Annotated in this window: 9 protein-coding genes; 4 read left to right on the top strand and 5 right to left on the bottom strand. The window is 48.2% G+C overall.

Going from position 1 to position 17,318, the window contains the following annotated elements:
- Positions 1–2 precede the first annotated feature (2 nt).
- The 3 genes from T360_RS0103595 to T360_RS0103585 form a co-directional block, all read right to left on the bottom strand.
- On the bottom strand, positions 3–1,919 hold the full coding sequence (locus tag T360_RS0103595; RefSeq protein ID WP_028911588.1) for an ATP-binding protein: 1,917 nt from the start codon (positions 1,917–1,919) through the stop codon (positions 3–5).
- Positions 1,916–3,418 carry a cache domain-containing protein gene (locus tag T360_RS0103590; RefSeq protein ID WP_081772679.1) on the bottom strand — a complete coding sequence of 501 codons (1,503 nt, stop codon included), beginning with the start codon at positions 3,416–3,418 and terminating at the stop codon, positions 1,916–1,918. Before T360_RS0103590 ends, T360_RS0103595 begins: the two co-directional genes overlap by 4 nt.
- Before the next feature lie 98 nt (positions 3,419–3,516).
- Positions 3,517–6,510 carry a PEP/pyruvate-binding domain-containing protein gene (locus T360_RS0103585; RefSeq protein WP_028911586.1) on the bottom strand — a complete coding sequence of 998 codons (2,994 nt, stop codon included), beginning with the start codon at positions 6,508–6,510 and terminating at the stop codon, positions 3,517–3,519.
- Between the two features lie 95 nt (positions 6,511–6,605).
- Between T360_RS0103585 and T360_RS0103580 the strand changes: the two genes are divergently transcribed.
- Positions 6,606–7,484 carry a prohibitin family protein gene (locus T360_RS0103580; protein WP_231488067.1) on the top strand — a complete coding sequence of 293 codons (879 nt, stop codon included), beginning with the start codon at positions 6,606–6,608 and terminating at the stop codon, positions 7,482–7,484.
- A 22-nt stretch (positions 7,485–7,506) separates the two neighbouring features.
- Here T360_RS0103580 and T360_RS0103575 read toward each other — a convergent pair whose 3' ends face one another.
- Entirely contained in the window at positions 7,507–8,487 is a 981-nt protein-coding gene (locus T360_RS0103575) for an ROK family protein (protein WP_028911584.1), read from the bottom strand.
- 91 nt (positions 8,488–8,578) lie between these two features.
- Positions 8,579–10,216 carry a DUF6377 domain-containing protein gene (locus tag T360_RS0103570; RefSeq protein ID WP_028911583.1) on the bottom strand — a complete coding sequence of 546 codons (1,638 nt, stop codon included), beginning with the start codon at positions 10,214–10,216 and terminating at the stop codon, positions 8,579–8,581.
- A gap of 241 nt (positions 10,217–10,457) precedes the next feature.
- Here T360_RS0103570 and T360_RS0103565 point away from each other — a divergent pair, with 241 nt between their 5' ends.
- The 3 genes from T360_RS0103565 to T360_RS0103555 are packed head-to-tail and all read left to right on the top strand — an operon-like array spanning position 10,458 to position 17,298.
- On the top strand, positions 10,458–12,464 hold the full coding sequence (locus T360_RS0103565; protein ID WP_028911582.1) for a glycoside hydrolase family 97 protein: 2,007 nt from the start codon (positions 10,458–10,460) through the stop codon (positions 12,462–12,464).
- A gap of 43 nt (positions 12,465–12,507) precedes the next feature.
- Positions 12,508–15,450 (top strand): SusC/RagA family TonB-linked outer membrane protein, encoded by a 2,943-nt coding sequence (locus T360_RS0103560; RefSeq protein WP_028911581.1) that lies wholly within the window; start codon positions 12,508–12,510, stop codon positions 15,448–15,450.
- A 30-nt stretch (positions 15,451–15,480) separates the two neighbouring features.
- The gene (locus T360_RS0103555; protein WP_028911580.1) at positions 15,481–17,298 is read left to right on the top strand and encodes a RagB/SusD family nutrient uptake outer membrane protein; all 1,818 of its coding nucleotides are present in this window, start codon (positions 15,481–15,483) and stop codon (positions 17,296–17,298) included.
- Positions 17,299–17,318: the final 20 nt, after the last annotated feature.

The raw sequence follows: 17,318 nt of genomic DNA, 5'->3' as shown, positions 1-17,318 counted from the left end.
TTTCAAGCCACTGGAAGTTCGAATATAAATCGGCTACCCTCATGGTAGTCGGTGTCAAGCTTAAAGCTTCCACCCAAATTTTCGGCATGACGTTTGGTGAGGGGTAGGCCCAGTCCTAAACCCTCGCTAAAGTCGTCGATCTTGGTAAATAACTTGAAGATATTTTCACGATCGGTCTCGGCTATACCCTTGCCGGTATCTTGTACGATGAATTGCACCACATTCTCTTTGCGCTCTACGCGCAACAAAACGTGTTGCTTGTCTGAATAGCGTACAGCATTGTGTAACAGCTCTTCCAGACTATAAGTGAGGTAGCGGCGATTGGTGTGGATACAGAAGTCGTTCGATACCTCTGTGGCAAAAGTGATGGGCACGTCAGGATGGTGATCATTCAGTAATTCCAGTGCTTCCTGGCAGGCGGCATTGCAGGACACCATCTCACGTGTGTTGCACTCGGCCGACTCGGCCTTGCCCGAATCAGAACTGTCGAACAGCATCAGCACCATGCGATACAACAGATGACTGTTGTGCGTCATCGTTCCGGCGATACTCTTGATCTCCTCTTCGCCAAATTCATCGCTCAGCGAGCCGTCGCCAGCAGGATTATTGAGCACTTGGGCAAAGCCCATGATGATGTTGAGCGGGGTGCGTATCTGGTGGGTCACATTCTGGATAAACAGCGTCTTCTGGTGTTCTGCCTCCAACACCAGTTGAGTGGTATGCTCCAACTCGCGGTTATAGCGCTTGGTTTGGTCGGTGGCGGTGCGCACACTATTGATATAGTAATTGAGCGACTCAAGCATGGTGGCAAAGCTGTTTTGTAAACCACCAATAACATCAGTACGTTTGCTGTGGGCAATATCCACATCCAATCTTCCATTGGTTACTGCCCGCGCCTTCTCAAGCAGTTGTTTCAGTGGTTGGAGTGACACGGTTACCGCCCTGTGGCAGTTGATAAAGATGAGTATCAAACCGATTAACAGCAGTGCTATCACGATATATGTGAGGCGGTTGAATCCCTTCATGACATCGCTCTCAGGACAGATGATTGCTAGGCTCCATGGTGTGCCCTCTACAGGCATGTAGCATACCAGCGATTTGGCATTATTAATCGTTACCACCATGCTGCCCTGGTTTCCCTTGGTCATCTCGTATCCTAATGCGATGAGGTCAGCCTGGCGCTGCGGATCGGCTACGCTGAAGATAGTCTTGCCCGAGAGACGGGTAGAGTCGGGATGCCCCACATAGTGTCCTTGTTCGTCGAGCATCACATAATAGGAATGCGGATAAGGGCGCACCTCGGCCAACAGCTGTGAGATGTGCTGGAGTGAAAGCCAGGTAGAGATGATGCCCGCAAACTGCCCCTTGCTATTGAAGAGTGGACGGGGATAGGAGGCAATCATCGACCCCTCTTCCATGTCGAGGGCATCTTTCTTATCCTGCGAGAGTATCCATAGCGATTTTTGCTGAATACGCGGAACGCTATACCAGCGCTCATGGAAGTAGCTGTGGTCGGTTTCTATAAACGACTTGATGATGCCTTTGTCATTAAATGCCACAGCCATAAATCCTTCAGGATAACCCGTGATGACGCCAGGCTCTGTGCTGATGGCGCAACCATCAGAATAAGGATTTGTGGCTGCAATACGGTTGGCAAACGACATGAGTGAGTCGGCATTGAGGTTCTCTTCTATCATCCAGGCATTGGTATTGCTGGCTGTTTCAACGGTAATGAGATGCCGGTTGATGCGATGCATGGCGCATGCCAGCACACCATTAGCTCTGTCAATAGCTTCGGCGCGTATCAACTTGTGTGACTGCCAGAACAGCAAGCCTATCGATGCCACAAACACGGGTACAGCTATGAGGAGCACCCATATGATAACTTTGGCTGAGAATGACGGGTGGATGCGTATCATAGCTCACCTCCTTTCTCCTGTTCCATCTCTTTTTCAGAGAGATTGATGAGGTTGTTAAGAATCTGTGTGATGGTGTTGCCGTTTTGCTGGATGTTATCCACCAGCTCATTGATAGGTTTGTCGTAGTGGTCTTTGTCATAGCGGCTCAGTGTGGTCACATCATTGTCGATAGCCATCGTGGGCGCCACCATCTGGTCGGTCATATTATGCAGAAAAACCGTCTTCATGTGGTCGGCTTTCTTGGCTTGTTTGTAAGCGATGTGCAGTTCCTTGCTGCGTTCTTGGATGGTATCCGTTAGCTCATGAAGTTCGTTGATATTGGTTGAAACCGAACGCTGCATCTTCTGGAAGTGTTTCAGCAACTTACCAATCTCGTCGTGATGCCTTGCGCCAACAGGAGCAGGCTCGTTGTAATGTCCTTCCGCTATCCGCTGTGTGAAATGTGTCAGCTTGTTGAGTGGTTTCAGTCGGTGGCGGATAATCAGGCGTGTGTGGAGATACATGAGTATCATACCCACAAGCGCAATGATAAGTACATAGTTGAATAGGGCGTTATATTCGCCAAAGATGTCTTCCTCAGAAAATGCGATGCCGATGCTCCATCCCAGATTGTCGTTAGAGCGATAAGGCACCTCGGCCAGTACAAATGGCTTATAGAAAAGATAAAAGTCATGGTCGTTTATCTCGAATGGCAGATAGCCCTTATCACCCGACATCATGCTCTTAACAGCCTGCTTGACTGATGCACCAGGTAGGTTCATTGCTTTTGTCTTAGACAGATAACCGCCTGTAGGGTCAACAATAAACGTGCCGTGACGATCCAGTAAGGCGCAATAGGAATGGGGCGACGGCTTGGCGGATGCGATGATACCTGATAGCAGACTAGTGGATACAAAGGTGCATATAACGCCTATTGTCTCTCCATCTTTATCGATGATTGGTGCGCTGACGGCAGTCAGGGGCTCGATATCCGACTTCATGCCTGCCAGCGGGTTCAGCCATGCAGCCTTGTTCATCGCCATGGCGCGCATATACCACACCTGACGGGTGTAAGGTTTGGTGCCAAAGCTGTCGGCAAGAACGATGGGTGCTTGGGCATAGTTGTGATGGGTGCTGTCAAGTCGCTGGGCATAAGTCATAAACTTGTCGCGCCCCTTAAAATATCCAGGACGAAAGGCGATGGCACAACCTTTCACGTAGGGATTAATCTCTACTATCTTTCGTGCATAGGTATGGAACCGTTCGGGGTTGTCGAATTTCATGTTGAAATACACGTTGCCCACGGTTTCCTCTACACTGAGCATGATATTGTCAATCTTGGTGGTCACACGGTCCAACGTATAACTGGCTTTGGTCAGTGCATCCTCTTTCATGGTTTTTCGTGAATAGCTCATCATGATAAGTAGCGCTATGGTGAGCAGCAACGACACGGACAATACAATCATCAAACTGATGCGTAACGGTAAGTCACGTTTAATCTTGTTAGTTATAAAATTCATATCTCTGCACAAAAAGTAATTAGATTAGTATTCCTTATTGTGCAAAGATATGAAAAATAATATATTGATACAAATTTTCTGTCTATTTTTTCAATTAATTAAGTATATACGACAACACCTGTTTGTTTCTTGCCATCCATCATAATCTTCAACGGACGCTCGAAACGCACGTGGCGCACATATTGGGTTTCTTCTACAGCAGGCATCTGGTCGAGCAGTTCCTTCTGGAATACACCATCGCCGGTATAGGTGTTGATGGTGAAGTAACCCACACCAAAGGAGGTGAGATTCTGGAAGAAGTGTGTGCCCTGCGAAGGATCCACACGATAGTTTTTCAATCCAACCTCCACAATCACTCTGGCGGCTGAGATATGTGGCCATTTCACTGGTATGCCCAACCAATAGTCACTCGATCCCCAGCGCCCCGGACCAATCAGAACATAGTTCTTATCGTTCTGCAGGAACTTGCGGTTTATCTCTTCAATCTCATTGGCGATTGTTGGATTGTTGACTGCAGTAAATTCATCGTCGGTCTTAACATATACCACATCCACCACATCTTCAGATATACCATGCCCCAAAGAGTTGTATGAGCGTAGCAGACAGTCGCTATCGGGTATCTGTTGCAAGTCTTCGTCGAGCACCTGCTTGGCATCTACAATAGGACGTATCTGAAGCAGATAGAACTCGCCTGTGCGGTCGTCGTTCAGATTGCAGGCAAACTCTATCTCTACAGGGCGTTTCATTTCATCGGAACCTAACTTCTGGGCCATCTGTAGCAGTTCTGGCAATGGGAAAACATCGTGCTGCAGTACACCGCAGAACGAGATAACCTTGCGACCACCCTCATAGATGCCGTCGCGAATGATGTTGTCTGTAGGATCGTAGGTCGATGCCAGATAGGTGAGCGCACCATCTTCGGCGGCCTGTTTCACACGTACTTTCTTAATATTAAAGCCATCGTCAACCTTAAAATCATCGCCTATATGCGCCATGTCGAGCGCGTAGAATCGCGTTTGCGTATCGCTCAAGGCTGTCTCCATCTCCGATGTCTGCAGCACTTGCTTGGGGTGATAGGGCGACACACGGAGTGTCTGTCCGCCATCTACGATATATTTTCCTAATCCTACGGCCAATGAGGCTATTCCTTCTTCAGCAGTCTCATCGCCGATGGGGTAGTAGTTGAGTGAGCGCAGCACACCACTGAAGTTGGGGTAATACAGGTCGCCATACTGCTTACCCACAACCTCCTGCAGAATCACTGCCATCTTCTCCTGGTCGATGACATTCTGCGTAGCCAGCATATAGGCTTTTGAATCTTTATAGTAAACCGAGGCATACACACCCTTGATGGCACAGGCCAGCATGCGCAGCATCTCGTATTTGTCCTCAAGATAAGGAATCATATAGGTAGAGTAGATGCCAGCGAAAGGTTGATAGTGCGAATCTTCGAGCAGCGAACTGGAGCGAATGGCAATAGGCGACCTTACAGCTTCGAAGAAGGTGAAGAAGTCAGCTATCAGCGAGTCGGGCAACTGTGCGCGCATAAAGTGCTGCAGTATTTCCTCGTCGCTGGCATCGCTCAAGGCTATGGGGTAGAGATTATTCTTCTCCATAAACTCATCGAAGAAGTCGGTGCACAGTACCACCGTTTTAGGGATAGACACCTTGGCCTGCTCAAACTGGTTGAGCTCTGGGTGGCGCTTGATGATATTGTCGAGGAATGCCAGGCCACGGCCCTTACCGCCCAACGAACCTTCGCCGATGCGGGCAAAGTGGGCATAACGGTCGAACTTCAGACGGTCGAACACGGCCACCACACCAATATTCTTCATGTGGCGGTACTGCACGATAGCATCAAAGATAATCTGACGGTGTGCATCTACGTCCTGCAGTTTGTGCCAAGTGACATGCTTCAGAAAGGCTGATACAGGGAATATGGCACGCGCTGTAAGCCAACGACTCATGTGGTTGCGGCTCACGTGGTAGAGCATAGAGTCGTAGGGTATTTTGAAAATATTATCCTGCAACTCTTTAAGCGACGACACGCGGAACACCTCTTCCTTGGTCTTGGGGTCGCGGAAGATGAAGTCGCCAAAACCCATATGCTCCTCCATCAGGTGGTGCAAATCCACATTCATCTTCGTAGAGTTCTTGTCGATGAAGTGGAATCCTTCTGCCTCTGCCAAGGCCTTGTTGGCGATTTCTGAAGAATCGAGAATCAGAGGCACATATTCGTCGCGGCGGCGTATCTCCTTCAGCAGTTTCAATCCTGCTTCAGGGTCGCCTTCCTCCACGTGGCTCAAGCGTCCTTCATGTATATGCATCGGGAAACGGGTATCGCTGATCACACCAAGTGTGTTTTCATGATACTTCTCATACAGCTGCATAGCCTCTTCGTAGGTAGTGGCCAGCACCACCTTGGGGCGGCCTCTTTTGCGCTGGGCTGCAGCATGTGGGTTTAGTGCCTCTGTTGAAAAACGCTTGCTCTGCGCCAGAATATAATTATAGAGGTTGGGCAGTACGCTCGAATAGAAACGGATGTTATCTTCAACCAGCATAATCATCTGAACACCTGCTTCCTTGATGTCGTGCTCGATGTTCATCTTGTCCTCAATGAGCTTGATGATGCTCATGATGAGGTTGGTATTGCCCAGCCAGCAGAAAACGTAGTCGAACACCGACATATCCTCATCTTGAATGCGCTTGGTGATACCATGCGAGAAGGGGGTGAGCACCACGCATGGGATGTGGGGATGCTCGGCCTTGATTTCGCGTGCTACGGTAAATGCATCGTTGTCAGCATTACCTGGCATACAGATGACCAGGTCGATATCGGTGCTATGCAGAACGGCGTTTGCTTCTTCTGTGGTAGATACCTGTCGGAACGTGGGTGGGTAACGCATACCCAGCTCCATATACTCGTCGAAAATCTTCTCATCCACGCGGCCATCATCTTCGAGCATAAATGCATCGTAAGGGTTGGCCACAATCAGCACGTTGAAGATGCGCTTCGTCATCAGATTAACGAACGATACATCCTTCAAGTAGAATTTGTTCCACTCCTGTGGTATCTTGTTTACTTCTTCCATATTCGCGGGCAAAGATATAAAAAAATCCTTAAAGATTGTTGGCTTTCGCGTTTTTTTTGTATTTTTGCAGCCGTTAATTTATGATTTAAAAGCATATGAATACAACAGCTATTAAGCCTTATTACCGTCTGCTGGCCTATGCCGGAGGTGTTTTCGTGTTAATTCTCGTTTTGTTTGCCACCTGTTGCACGGTTGTGGATTCTGGTGAAGTGGGTATCCGTTTTCACAAATGGTCGCTCAATGAGCAGGACTATGGCGGTGTAGAGGGAACTTGTAAGGGTTGGGTGTTTTATAACCCCATTACCACCAATGTGTTTACCTATCCAACGTTTACCCAGCGTAAGCAGTATGAGACATTCTCAGTGAATGCCAAGGATGCTTCGCTCTTCGAGATGGATCCTACCATTGCCTATCGTATCAATCCCGATAAGGCATGTGATATATTTACCAAGTATCGTGTGGGAGTTAAGGAACTTGAAGAAGGTTATATCCGCACTTGTATCTACGAGGCCTATCGTACCTGTGCAAACCAATATACCTCTGATTCGCTCATGTCTAACCGTGCCAATTTCGAGCGTGACGTGCGTGCCCGCCTGGAGAAGTCGCTCATGAGCGAGGGTTTCCTGGTTGAGGAGTTCACCTCAAAGATTACTCCACCCTCATCGCTCCTTTCCATGATCGATGCTAAGAACACCGCCATCCAGAGTGCACTGAAAGCTGAAAACGAGGTGAAGGAGGCCGAGGCTAATGCAAAGATTGCTGTAGCCAAAGCCGAGGGTAATGCCAGGGCCATGAAGATTAAAGCTGATGCTGAGGCTTATTATAATCGCACCATTGCGGCCTCTCTGTCGCCCATGATTGTTCAGGAGGACATGATTGAGAAATGGGATGGCAAGATGCCTCAAATCATGACCGGCAACGGCGGCATGATGATGGATATCTCGAAAGTTATCGGTGGCGGTGCTAAGAAATAGCACCCCTCCAACTCTTTATCATCTATTTGAATAGCGAGTACTCTGGCACATCCCAGGCCAGGGCACTGGCTCCTAACACATCGCGCTCAGCATCGTCGAGGTCTGACAGCATGATGCGTACCTTGCCGCGCATGTTTGTGAACACGTGGCTTTCGAACGACTCACGTGTGGGGTCGAGCAACCAATGACCAGCACGCGAGACACCGCCTGTGATGATGATGGCCTCGGGGTTCACAATCGAGGCATAGGTGGCCAGACCACGACCAAACAGATCTCCGGTGTGGCGATAGACCTCGATGGCCAACTGGTCGCCTTCTTCGCATAGACGAGTGATGTCGGGGGCTTCCAGATTTTCTATCTCGCGCATTTTTGATGGCATGTCGCTAGCGGCCATCATCTCTTGGGCTGTCTTGACGATTCCTGCCGATGCTACATAAGCCTCCAAGCATCCCTTTAGACCGCAGGCACATGGGCGTCCATTGTTTTCGATACAGGTATGTCCTATCTCACCGGCATAGCCTTCGGCACCATGATGCTCGTGACCTTCGGAGAAGAAACAACTGCCTAGGCCTACACCCAGGTTCAGTACAATGAAGTTCTTCATACCATGCGCACTGCCATACATCTTCTCGCCAAGGGCAGTGTTGTGGGCATCGTTACCCACGGCGACAGCCAGTCCCAGGCGGTCGCGCAGCATGGCTCCAAGTGGTACGATACCTTTCCATGGCAAGTTGGCTGCATTCTCGATGCAACCCGAAAAAGCTGAAGCTGCAGGACAGCTGACACCTACTGAACGGATTGTCTCGAATCCGCCCTGGGCTTCAGCCATCATGATGATCGACTCCGTCAGTTTTTCAACAAACTTGTTGATGTCGGGATAATTTGTTGTTGGGAATGACTCGCTTGCAACCACATTGCCGCGAACATCCACGATGGCGTATGTCGTTTTTAGGGTGCCAATATCTACTCCAATAACGCGTTTTTTGATACTAGTTCGTTCCATAGGTTCTCTTTTAGTTATATTTTGGGGGCAAATATAGCTAAAAATATTGAAACGAGCAAATAAAATGCCCAATTAATGAAAAAAACATCCGTTAATAGGTTGCTATTTTCCGGATATCATCTTCAAAAGTTTCCTTATTAAAAGCTCTGGCTTTAAGTTTGGAACGATAGGTATAGATAGTGGTGATGCTGGAGCGCAGAATATCGGCTATCTCCTGGTTGTCGGTGATGTCGAGTCGGATAAGTGCCAATATGCGCAGTTCGGTGGTCAGTCGTTTGTTGGGTGTTCCCTCGTCATCAGTAGCAAACTGGTTGTCAGGTGTGAGCAATTTGTTTACTTCGCTGATGAAATGCGGATAGATATTCAGGAAAGCTGTGTCGAAATGACTATGGAAGGTACGGATGCCTGTGTTCACAGGTTCCATGGTCTTTAGTTCGGCATAGAGCTCTTCCAGTTTCCTCTCTCTGGCCAGCCGGTTCAGTAGTTTCAGGCGTTGCTCTGTGTTGGATAGTAGCATACTGCTCAGTTCCAGGAAGCGTCCGATATATTCTTCCTTGATGCGGTTGGCTTCTTTCATCTGGCTGTTGGCAATCTCAATCTCCTCTGCATGTTGTGCTAGCATCTTATTCATCTCGATAATCTGTTTGCCGGCTGCATGCTTCTTGCGATACAACCAGAGTGTATAGACAATGATACCGGCTAGAATAAGTGAGATGATAGAGATGACTGTCAGGAAGAGATAGGTGCGTCGCTGGGTTTGAGAGCGTTCAGCATCGTAGAGTTGCAGTATCTGAGGGGCCATGCGGCCAACCTGCATCATGCGGATACGACTGCCATAAAACTTGGCTTCGCTGATGGCCTGGTAGAGGTATCGGTAGGCATCGTCATTGTTGCCATGCGTCATCAAAACTTCAGATAGTGAGCGCAGTGAGTTGTTCTCACGTATGGCACTGCGTTCGTCGCTGATGGCGCTAAGTAGCAGGTAGCGCTCTTGTTGCTCCCACATCTCTTTGCTCTGGTAGAAAAAGGCCAGTGTGCTGGTTACGATACTATAGGTGCGGGTGCCTTCTTTGAGCTGTTGCAGATAGTCTTCAAGCTTTTTGATAGCACCATCGGTATCACCCGCCTCGCACATATAGGTGGCTTGGTTGAAGATGTAGTCGAAACTGCCTTTAGGGGCTATCTGCATCACCAGTTGCCTATAATATTGGGCTCGTTGTATATAGTCGTAGAAATAGGCGGTGGATTGAGCCATCTCCGAACGATAAAGATTCAGTTCGCTCTGCTGGTTGTAATAGGCTATCTTCTGCTGGTCATTGATAGAGTCAGGATTAACAGCGTCCAGCATCCTGCGGGCACGGTCGAAGAGTCCTGTTACTGCTAGGATATGTGCCATACGAACGGCACTGGCTGCAAAGCGGTTGTGATCGCTCGATGAGTTAAGAGCTTTCACGTTCTTATCGATATAATAGAAAGCGGAATCAAACTTGTAAGCTACATATTCGTCGTATAACCGCTGATTGAAGTCATACTGCTGTTCGGGTGTCAAGGTAATCCCCTTCACACCTTCTTTGATGGCTGCTACACGACGTTCCTTCTCTGCCGTGAGCTGGTCGTAATGCTCTATCAAGCTGTCGAGTGTCTGATAGAGTTGACGATTATTGGTCTGCTGAGCATTACCATTTGTAGCTAATAGTGTAAGCACTAATAATATCCAGAGTCGAACCATAAGTCTGCATTGCTTTTTGTTAGAATGATGTGGCAAAGATACAATAAGTTTATGAAATGACCAAATGTTTTGTTTCAAATATGGCCGAAATGCGGTTGAATATCTTTTGATTTTTTAAAGGTGCTGAAAATGTAACTTCCTGATAAACACGAAGTTATATTTTTGGTAGTTTAGATATTTGTTTGTTGCGCTTGGTATGGATGGATTAACTGCCTACCTTTGCGGCAAAATTCCAAGAATTATGAATATACTGAAGTTTGTTAAACTTGTTTTATTAGTTGGTTTTACAGTCTCTGGCGTTCGTCAAGCGAGCGCCGCAAATGTTAAGGTTTCTTCGCCCGACGGATCCGTGACGGTTTCCGTCGGCGTGAAGAACAAACAACCTTTCTATATGGTAAACTATAGTGGTAAGGTGCTTGTGGCACCATCGCATCTGGGTTACCAATTAAACGATGGCGCATTGGGTGCCAACGCCAAAATGGTTAAGGTTGTGCGTTCGTCTAAGGATGAAATCTGGACTCAGCCTTGGGGCGAATGCGAGACTACACGCAATCATTACAACGAGTTGACAGTGCATTTCCGCGAACAGTCAGGTCCACTCATGCAGGTGGTGTTTCGTGTGTTCAACGATGGCTTCGGTTTTCGCTATATCCTGCCAGGGAGGAAGAATGGCAAAGAATATCAGGTGATGGACGAACAGACAGAGATGACCTTGGTTCACGATGCTAAGGCTTGGTCTATTCCATCTAACCATACAGAGTATTTCGAGGGTATCTATCAAGCTGATCTTTTAAGTAAAAAAGATACCGTTTGTACACCTCTTACTATAGAATTTGAAAAAGACTTGTTTCTGGCTGTTCATGAGGCAGCTCTTGAGGATTATGCCAGTATCAATATGACGCCGCGTCAAGACGATAATGGTGCAGTTCGCCTGCTCACAGCGCTCACCCCATGGCGCAATGGTGTTAAGGTGTATGCCAAAGGTGAACTGAAGAGTCCTTGGCGAACAATGATTATCAGTCCAACAGCAGGTGGCTTGATTACCTCTAACCTGATGCTGAACCTGAACGAACCATCACAAATTAAAGATACATCGTGGATAGAGCCAGGTCGTTATATCGGCATCTGGTGGAGTATTCACAAAAAGCAAAACACCTGGGAGATGGGGCCTTCGCATGGCGCTACTACTGAGAACGTGAAGCGTTATATGGATTTTGCAGCCCGTCATGGTTTCAGCGGTGTGCTGGCCGAGGGCTGGAATCCCGGTTGGGGACAGGGCGAGAAGATTAGCTATCTCGAGTCGTACCCCGATTTTGATATGGATGAGGTCACGCGTTATGGTCTGCAGAAGGGGGTGCGCTTCATCGGACATACGGAGACTTGGGGCAATGCTACCCTTTTGGAGAACCAAATGGAACAGGCTTTTAGTTGGTTCGAACGTTTGGGCATTCGTGCCGTAAAGACTGGCTATGTAGGTCGTTATTTTGATGGTAAGGAGTTGGCAAAATCACAGTATGGCATTCGTCACTACCGCAAGGTGATTGAGTGTGCTGCCAAGCACCATATCATGATTGATAATCACGAGCCTGCCATGCCCACTGGTATCCAGCGCACTTGGCCCAACCTGATGACTCAGGAAGGTGTACGCGGTCAAGAGTATAATGCCTGGGATCGTCGTGGTGGTAATCCGCCATCGCATACGGTCACACTGCCGTTTACCCGTGGGTTGGCTGGTCCAACCGATTTCACACCTGCTATCTTTGATTTTTCAGAGATTGTGCCTGGCACTCATCCGCATTCAACGCTGGCCAAACAACTGGGTGAGTTCGTGGTTATCTATAGTCCATTGCAGATGGCTGCCGATGCCATCGAGAACTACGAGGGACAGCCTGCACTCAGCTTTATTGAGAGTTGTCCCACCACATGGAGCCGCACTTTAGTGCCCAATGGTGAGATTGGGAAATATATCACTATTGCCCGCAAAGAGCGTGGTGGTGACCGGTGGTTTTTGGGTAGTATTACTAACGAAGAGGCACGTCAACTGGATGTGGCACTCGATTTCCTTGACGAGGGGGCTACCTATCAAGCTGTTATCTATGAGGATGGTCCTAAAGCCGACTTCGAGCATAATCCTTACGAGATGACGATACGTCGGATATCCGTAACCAAGGCCGATACGTTGCATCTGCGTCTGGCTCGTAGCGGTGGTGCTGCGGTGAGGGTGGAAAAGATAGAATTTAAAAATTGAAACTATATTTCTATAACTCTAATTTTAACAAAAACCAAAGAAGATGAAAAGATTAAAGAATCTTTATTATCGCCTGCTGATGATGCTGGCGGTGATGTTTTTCGCCTTGGATGTTTCGGCACAGACCACCATCAACGGTCGTGTGAAGGACGAGATGGGCGAGGCCGTTATCGGTGCCTCGGTTGTTGTCAAAGGAACATCTAACGGCACAGTGACCGACTTCGACGGAAACTTCAGTCTGAAGTGTAAGCCTGGAGTAACGTTGGTGTTCACCTACGTCGGCTACAATCCCCAGGAACAGTCTGCCAATAACGGTATGGAGATTGTGCTGAAGGAGGATGTGGCGCAACTGAACGAGGTCGTAGTGGTTGGTTATGGCTCGATGGCTAAGAAAGAGATTTCTAGCTCTGTGGTCCAGATCAACAAGGATCAGTTTAACCAGGGCGCAGCCAGCGACCCAATGGCGCTGATTGCTGGTAAGGTGGCAGGTTTGAATGTGGCTGCTACAGCTGATGCTAACCCTAATGCCATGACCGATATCCAGGTGCGTGGTGCAGGATCGCTCACAGCCAGCAATGGTCCACTGGTTGTCATCGATGGTATTGCTGGTGGAGACCTGCGTAATATTGCTACCCAGGATGTTGAGTCGATTACAGTACTGAAGGATGCCGGCTCGGCTGCTATTTATGGTACACGTGGTGCCAATGGTGTGATTCTGGTTACTACCAAGAAAGGTTCGGGCACTACAGGTGTGACCAATGTCACCTACGATAGCTATATCGCTCTGAATATTCAGAAACCTCGAGTAGAGATTCTTTCTACCGACGAGTTCCGTCGCTCACGTCGCGGTCAGGACTATGGTGCCGACACCGATTGGTGGGATGAGATTACACGTCCTGTCAGCTACAGCTTGAACCAGTATATCTCTGTTGATTCTTCAACAAAGAATGGTTATTTCGGACTCTCTGTCAATTATAAGAAAGGTAATGGCTTGGATATCGTGTCAGGCCGCGAAGAGTATGGTGGTCGTTTTGTAGGCGAACAGCGCGTGCTCAACAACCGCTTGCAGTTCAATTCATCGCTCTCGGCCCGTAAGGTGCATGAGAAGTGGGGCAACGACGGATTGTTTGATACGGCTCTGACCATGAACCCCACAATCCCTGTTAAGAATCCTGATGGTAGCTATTATCAGCCGAATTCACCAACAGATATTCACAACCCTGTGAACGACTTGAAGGAGAATGTTAGTCAGGGTGATCGTATCTATCTGCTGGGTAATGCCGATGTGAAACTGAATATCTTACAGTTGGAGCAGCATAACCTGAATACCTCGCTGAGTTATGCACTGCAGTACAACGATCTGAAGGATAATTTCTATACACCTTCTACATCGAGCGAGTCGTTCTGGAACGGCTATGCCGGTCGTGCACGCATCAACTACCAGAAATGGTGGACCAACCGTTTGGAATATCTGATCAACTATACCATGACGCTCAAGCAGCATCAGTTGAAAGCTGTGCTTGGCTACTCATGGGAGCGCAGCAAGTGGGAGCAGAGTGGCAATGAGAACATGGGCTTTGTTTATGATGCCCTTTCGTTCCATGGTATTGGCAGCGGAACTTATCTGCGTGATGGTAAAGCAAACCTCTGGGCTGGTTCTTCCGAGTCAACGCTGATTGGTTTCTTCGGTCGTTTGAATTATAACTTCAATGATATCATCTACGCCTCGGCTTCTATGCGTCGTGAGGGTAGCACCAAGTTCGGTGCCAACAAAAAGTGGGGTAGCTTCCCCTCTGCCTCGTTGGCTTGGGAAATCATCAATACACCATTCGCTCAGGGTTTGCAGCAGACATTCCAGAGCTTGAAACCACGTGTGAGCTATGGTGTAACCGGTCGTTCCGACTTTAATGCTTATCAGAGTATTGCTACTTATAGCACACGTGGTGCTTATCTGATTGATAATCAGTGGACTAATGGTTACGCACCTTCATTGAATGCCAACCCCGATCTGGCTTGGGAGAAATCTACCGCCTTTAACGTAGGTATAGATTTCGTAGCTCTTAACAGTCGTCTGCGTGGTAGTGTGGAGTATTTCGATCGTCGTTCGCAGGATCTGTTGTATAACTACACCGCTCCTCAGCCTCCATTCATCTACAACACCATTCTTGTTAATGTAGGAACCACCAAGAATACGGGTATCGAGGTTTCGCTCGACTACGATGTGATTGCTAAGAAGGGCTTGAAATGGACCACCGGTATCAACTGGAGTATGGGTGATACCAAACTTACCAAACTTTCGAGTGATGCTTACCAGATGGCTTATTTGGATTTGTATCAGAAACCAGGTCCTGGCAGTAGCGAGTATTTCTTCCGTGTTGAGGAAGGTGGAAAGATTGGTCAGTTCTATGGCTACGAGCATGCTGGTGTAGATGAGAACGGACTGCTGCTTATCTACGATAACAATGGCAATGCCATCCCTGCAGCACAGGCCGATCCCGCTTATAAGCGTAATATCGGTAATGGTGCACCAAAGCACTTCCTGTCGTGGAGCAACTCTTTCAGCTATAAGAACTGGGATCTGAGCATGCTGTTCCGCAGCGCACTGGGCTATGATATCTTCAATATGCGTAAGTATGGCATGGGCTTGAAGGGATCAGGTACTGACAATGTTCTGCGTAAGGCCTATACCGATTATGCTGATGTTGAGTCGAGTGGTGGTATCATCACAAGCTATTTCTTGGAGAAGGGCGACTATGTGAAGTTGGATAACGTGACTTTGGGTTATACTTATTCGCCCAAGAACCGCCAGCTGATTGAGAGTTTCCGTGTTTACCTCACAGCTAAGAATGTGTTCACACTCACAAGCTATAAGGGTAATGATCCTTCTATCGTTGCATCTACAGGCATCACCCCAGGTATCGACTCAAATAGCGCCTATCCACAGGCCACCCAGGTTAGTCTTGGTGTAACACTGCGCTTTCATTAATTGAAAATTGAATATTGAAAATTGAGAATTATGATAACTATTAAGCATAAAATATTTGGCGCAGTCTGCCTGATGGCAGGACTCACCGCTTGTACCGACCTGGATGAAAAGGTGTATGACCGTATCGATGCTGGTGTCTATTATCAGAATGAAGCCAGTGTGAAGGGCGCTGTGGCTGCCATTTATGGACAGACATCGCAGACCCTGGCTGGTGAGAATTTCTTCCATCTCTCAGAATATCCTGCCGACCAGATTACATGGCGTGTATGGAACGGTGGTCTTTGGGGATGGGATGAGGCTATGAAAACCGTGCTCTCATGGCATAACTGGACATCGGAATCTACCATCATCAATAATGCATGGAACGGCGCTTGGACTGCCATCGGTCTTTCTAACCTGTTGCTGAGCGACTTGGAAGGACTGAGCGCAGCCAGTCTCGGTATGACTGATGCTCAGTTGGCACAGTATGTTGCCGAGGTGCGCACCATTCGTGCCTGGAACTATTACTGTATCTTCGAACTTTGGGGTGGTGCTCTGCCACTCAATACTTCGGCCAGCAGTGAGGTGCCTGGTAGTGCCGATCCCGATTGGGACACATCGTGCAAGAAAATTTATGATTTTATTGCTACCGAACTCGACGAGACTGTTGGTGCATTGGCTAAGGACGATGAAAACCACTCGATGGTGAACCGTGCCAATCAGGCTATGAACCGTTTGCTCAAAGCTCGTTTGCTGCTTAATGCCGAAGTGTTTATCGGCGAGAATCACTACGACGAGTGCGAACAGCTCTCTAAGGATATCATCAGTGGCACTTATGGTAATTATGCGATTGATAGCAACTACCGTAACCTGTACTCTATAGATAATGTAAAGAGTCCCGAGGTCATCTTTGCTCTTGCTGCCGAGGATGGTCAGGGAGCAGCCAACGCTATCTCTAACGTGCGTACCATGGTGGGAATGTGGTATGGTTATGCCGACTACTTCGGACAGAGCTACGATGGTATCGGTGCCTGGAACTGCGTTTGCCTGGTGCCTTCTTTCGATAACGCTGGTACTGTTCAGCCCACTGGTGGTTCTATCGGTGCTAAGTGTTTCTTGGACTATGGCGATAAGTTGGGCGCACCTTATGAGCGTTTTGACGATCGCGATATCCGTAAGCAGAACTATACTTACGATGCTACTACCAAAACTCACGGTCCTGGTATGTTCCTGAAGGGATTGGTACGTGCCGACTTTGGTAAGGGTGATGTGCTGAAAGCCGATGCCGATCGTGATGGCCAGGATTTGGTGTTTGTCGATCAGTTAGGTACCTTCCTGAATCAAGGTCGTAACCTTGAGACTGTGATGAGTCCTCGTTGGGGAGAGACTAACTCTGGTGTACGTCTGGTTAAGTATCCACTTTATCCTAACGATGAACAGGGTGGTTTCAAGAGTATCGACGATGTTCAGTTCCGTTTGGCCGAGGCTTATTATAACGTAGCTGAGTGCGAGATGCGTAAGGGCAATAGTGCCGAGGCTAAGAAATATGTTGATGCCGTGCGCCAGCGTTATTTCAAATCGTCAGATCGTAATGCGGCACTCAATGTACCAGGTCCTGGCTTCGATAATTTTGATATGGACTGGATGCTGTCAGAGTGGGGTAAGGAATATCTGGGCGAGGGCAACCGCCGTCGTACCGACCTGCGTCGTTTCGACAAGTTTACACAAGGTCAGTGGTGGTTCTGGGGCCGTGCAACCGAGGATGGTATCAACCTCCCAGCAAAACGCGACCGCAAGTACGAGTGGTATCCATTGCCACAGACAGCCATCTCTGTAAATCCAGGTCTGGTTCAGAATCCAAACTACTAAGGTTGAAAAATTGAAGAATT

Origin of the sequence: Prevotella sp. MA2016 (assembly GCF_000619825.1) — a bacterium.
Lineage (GTDB): Bacteria > Bacteroidota > Bacteroidia > Bacteroidales > Bacteroidaceae > Prevotella.
This window is presented reverse-complemented; position numbering and strand designations above follow the sequence as displayed.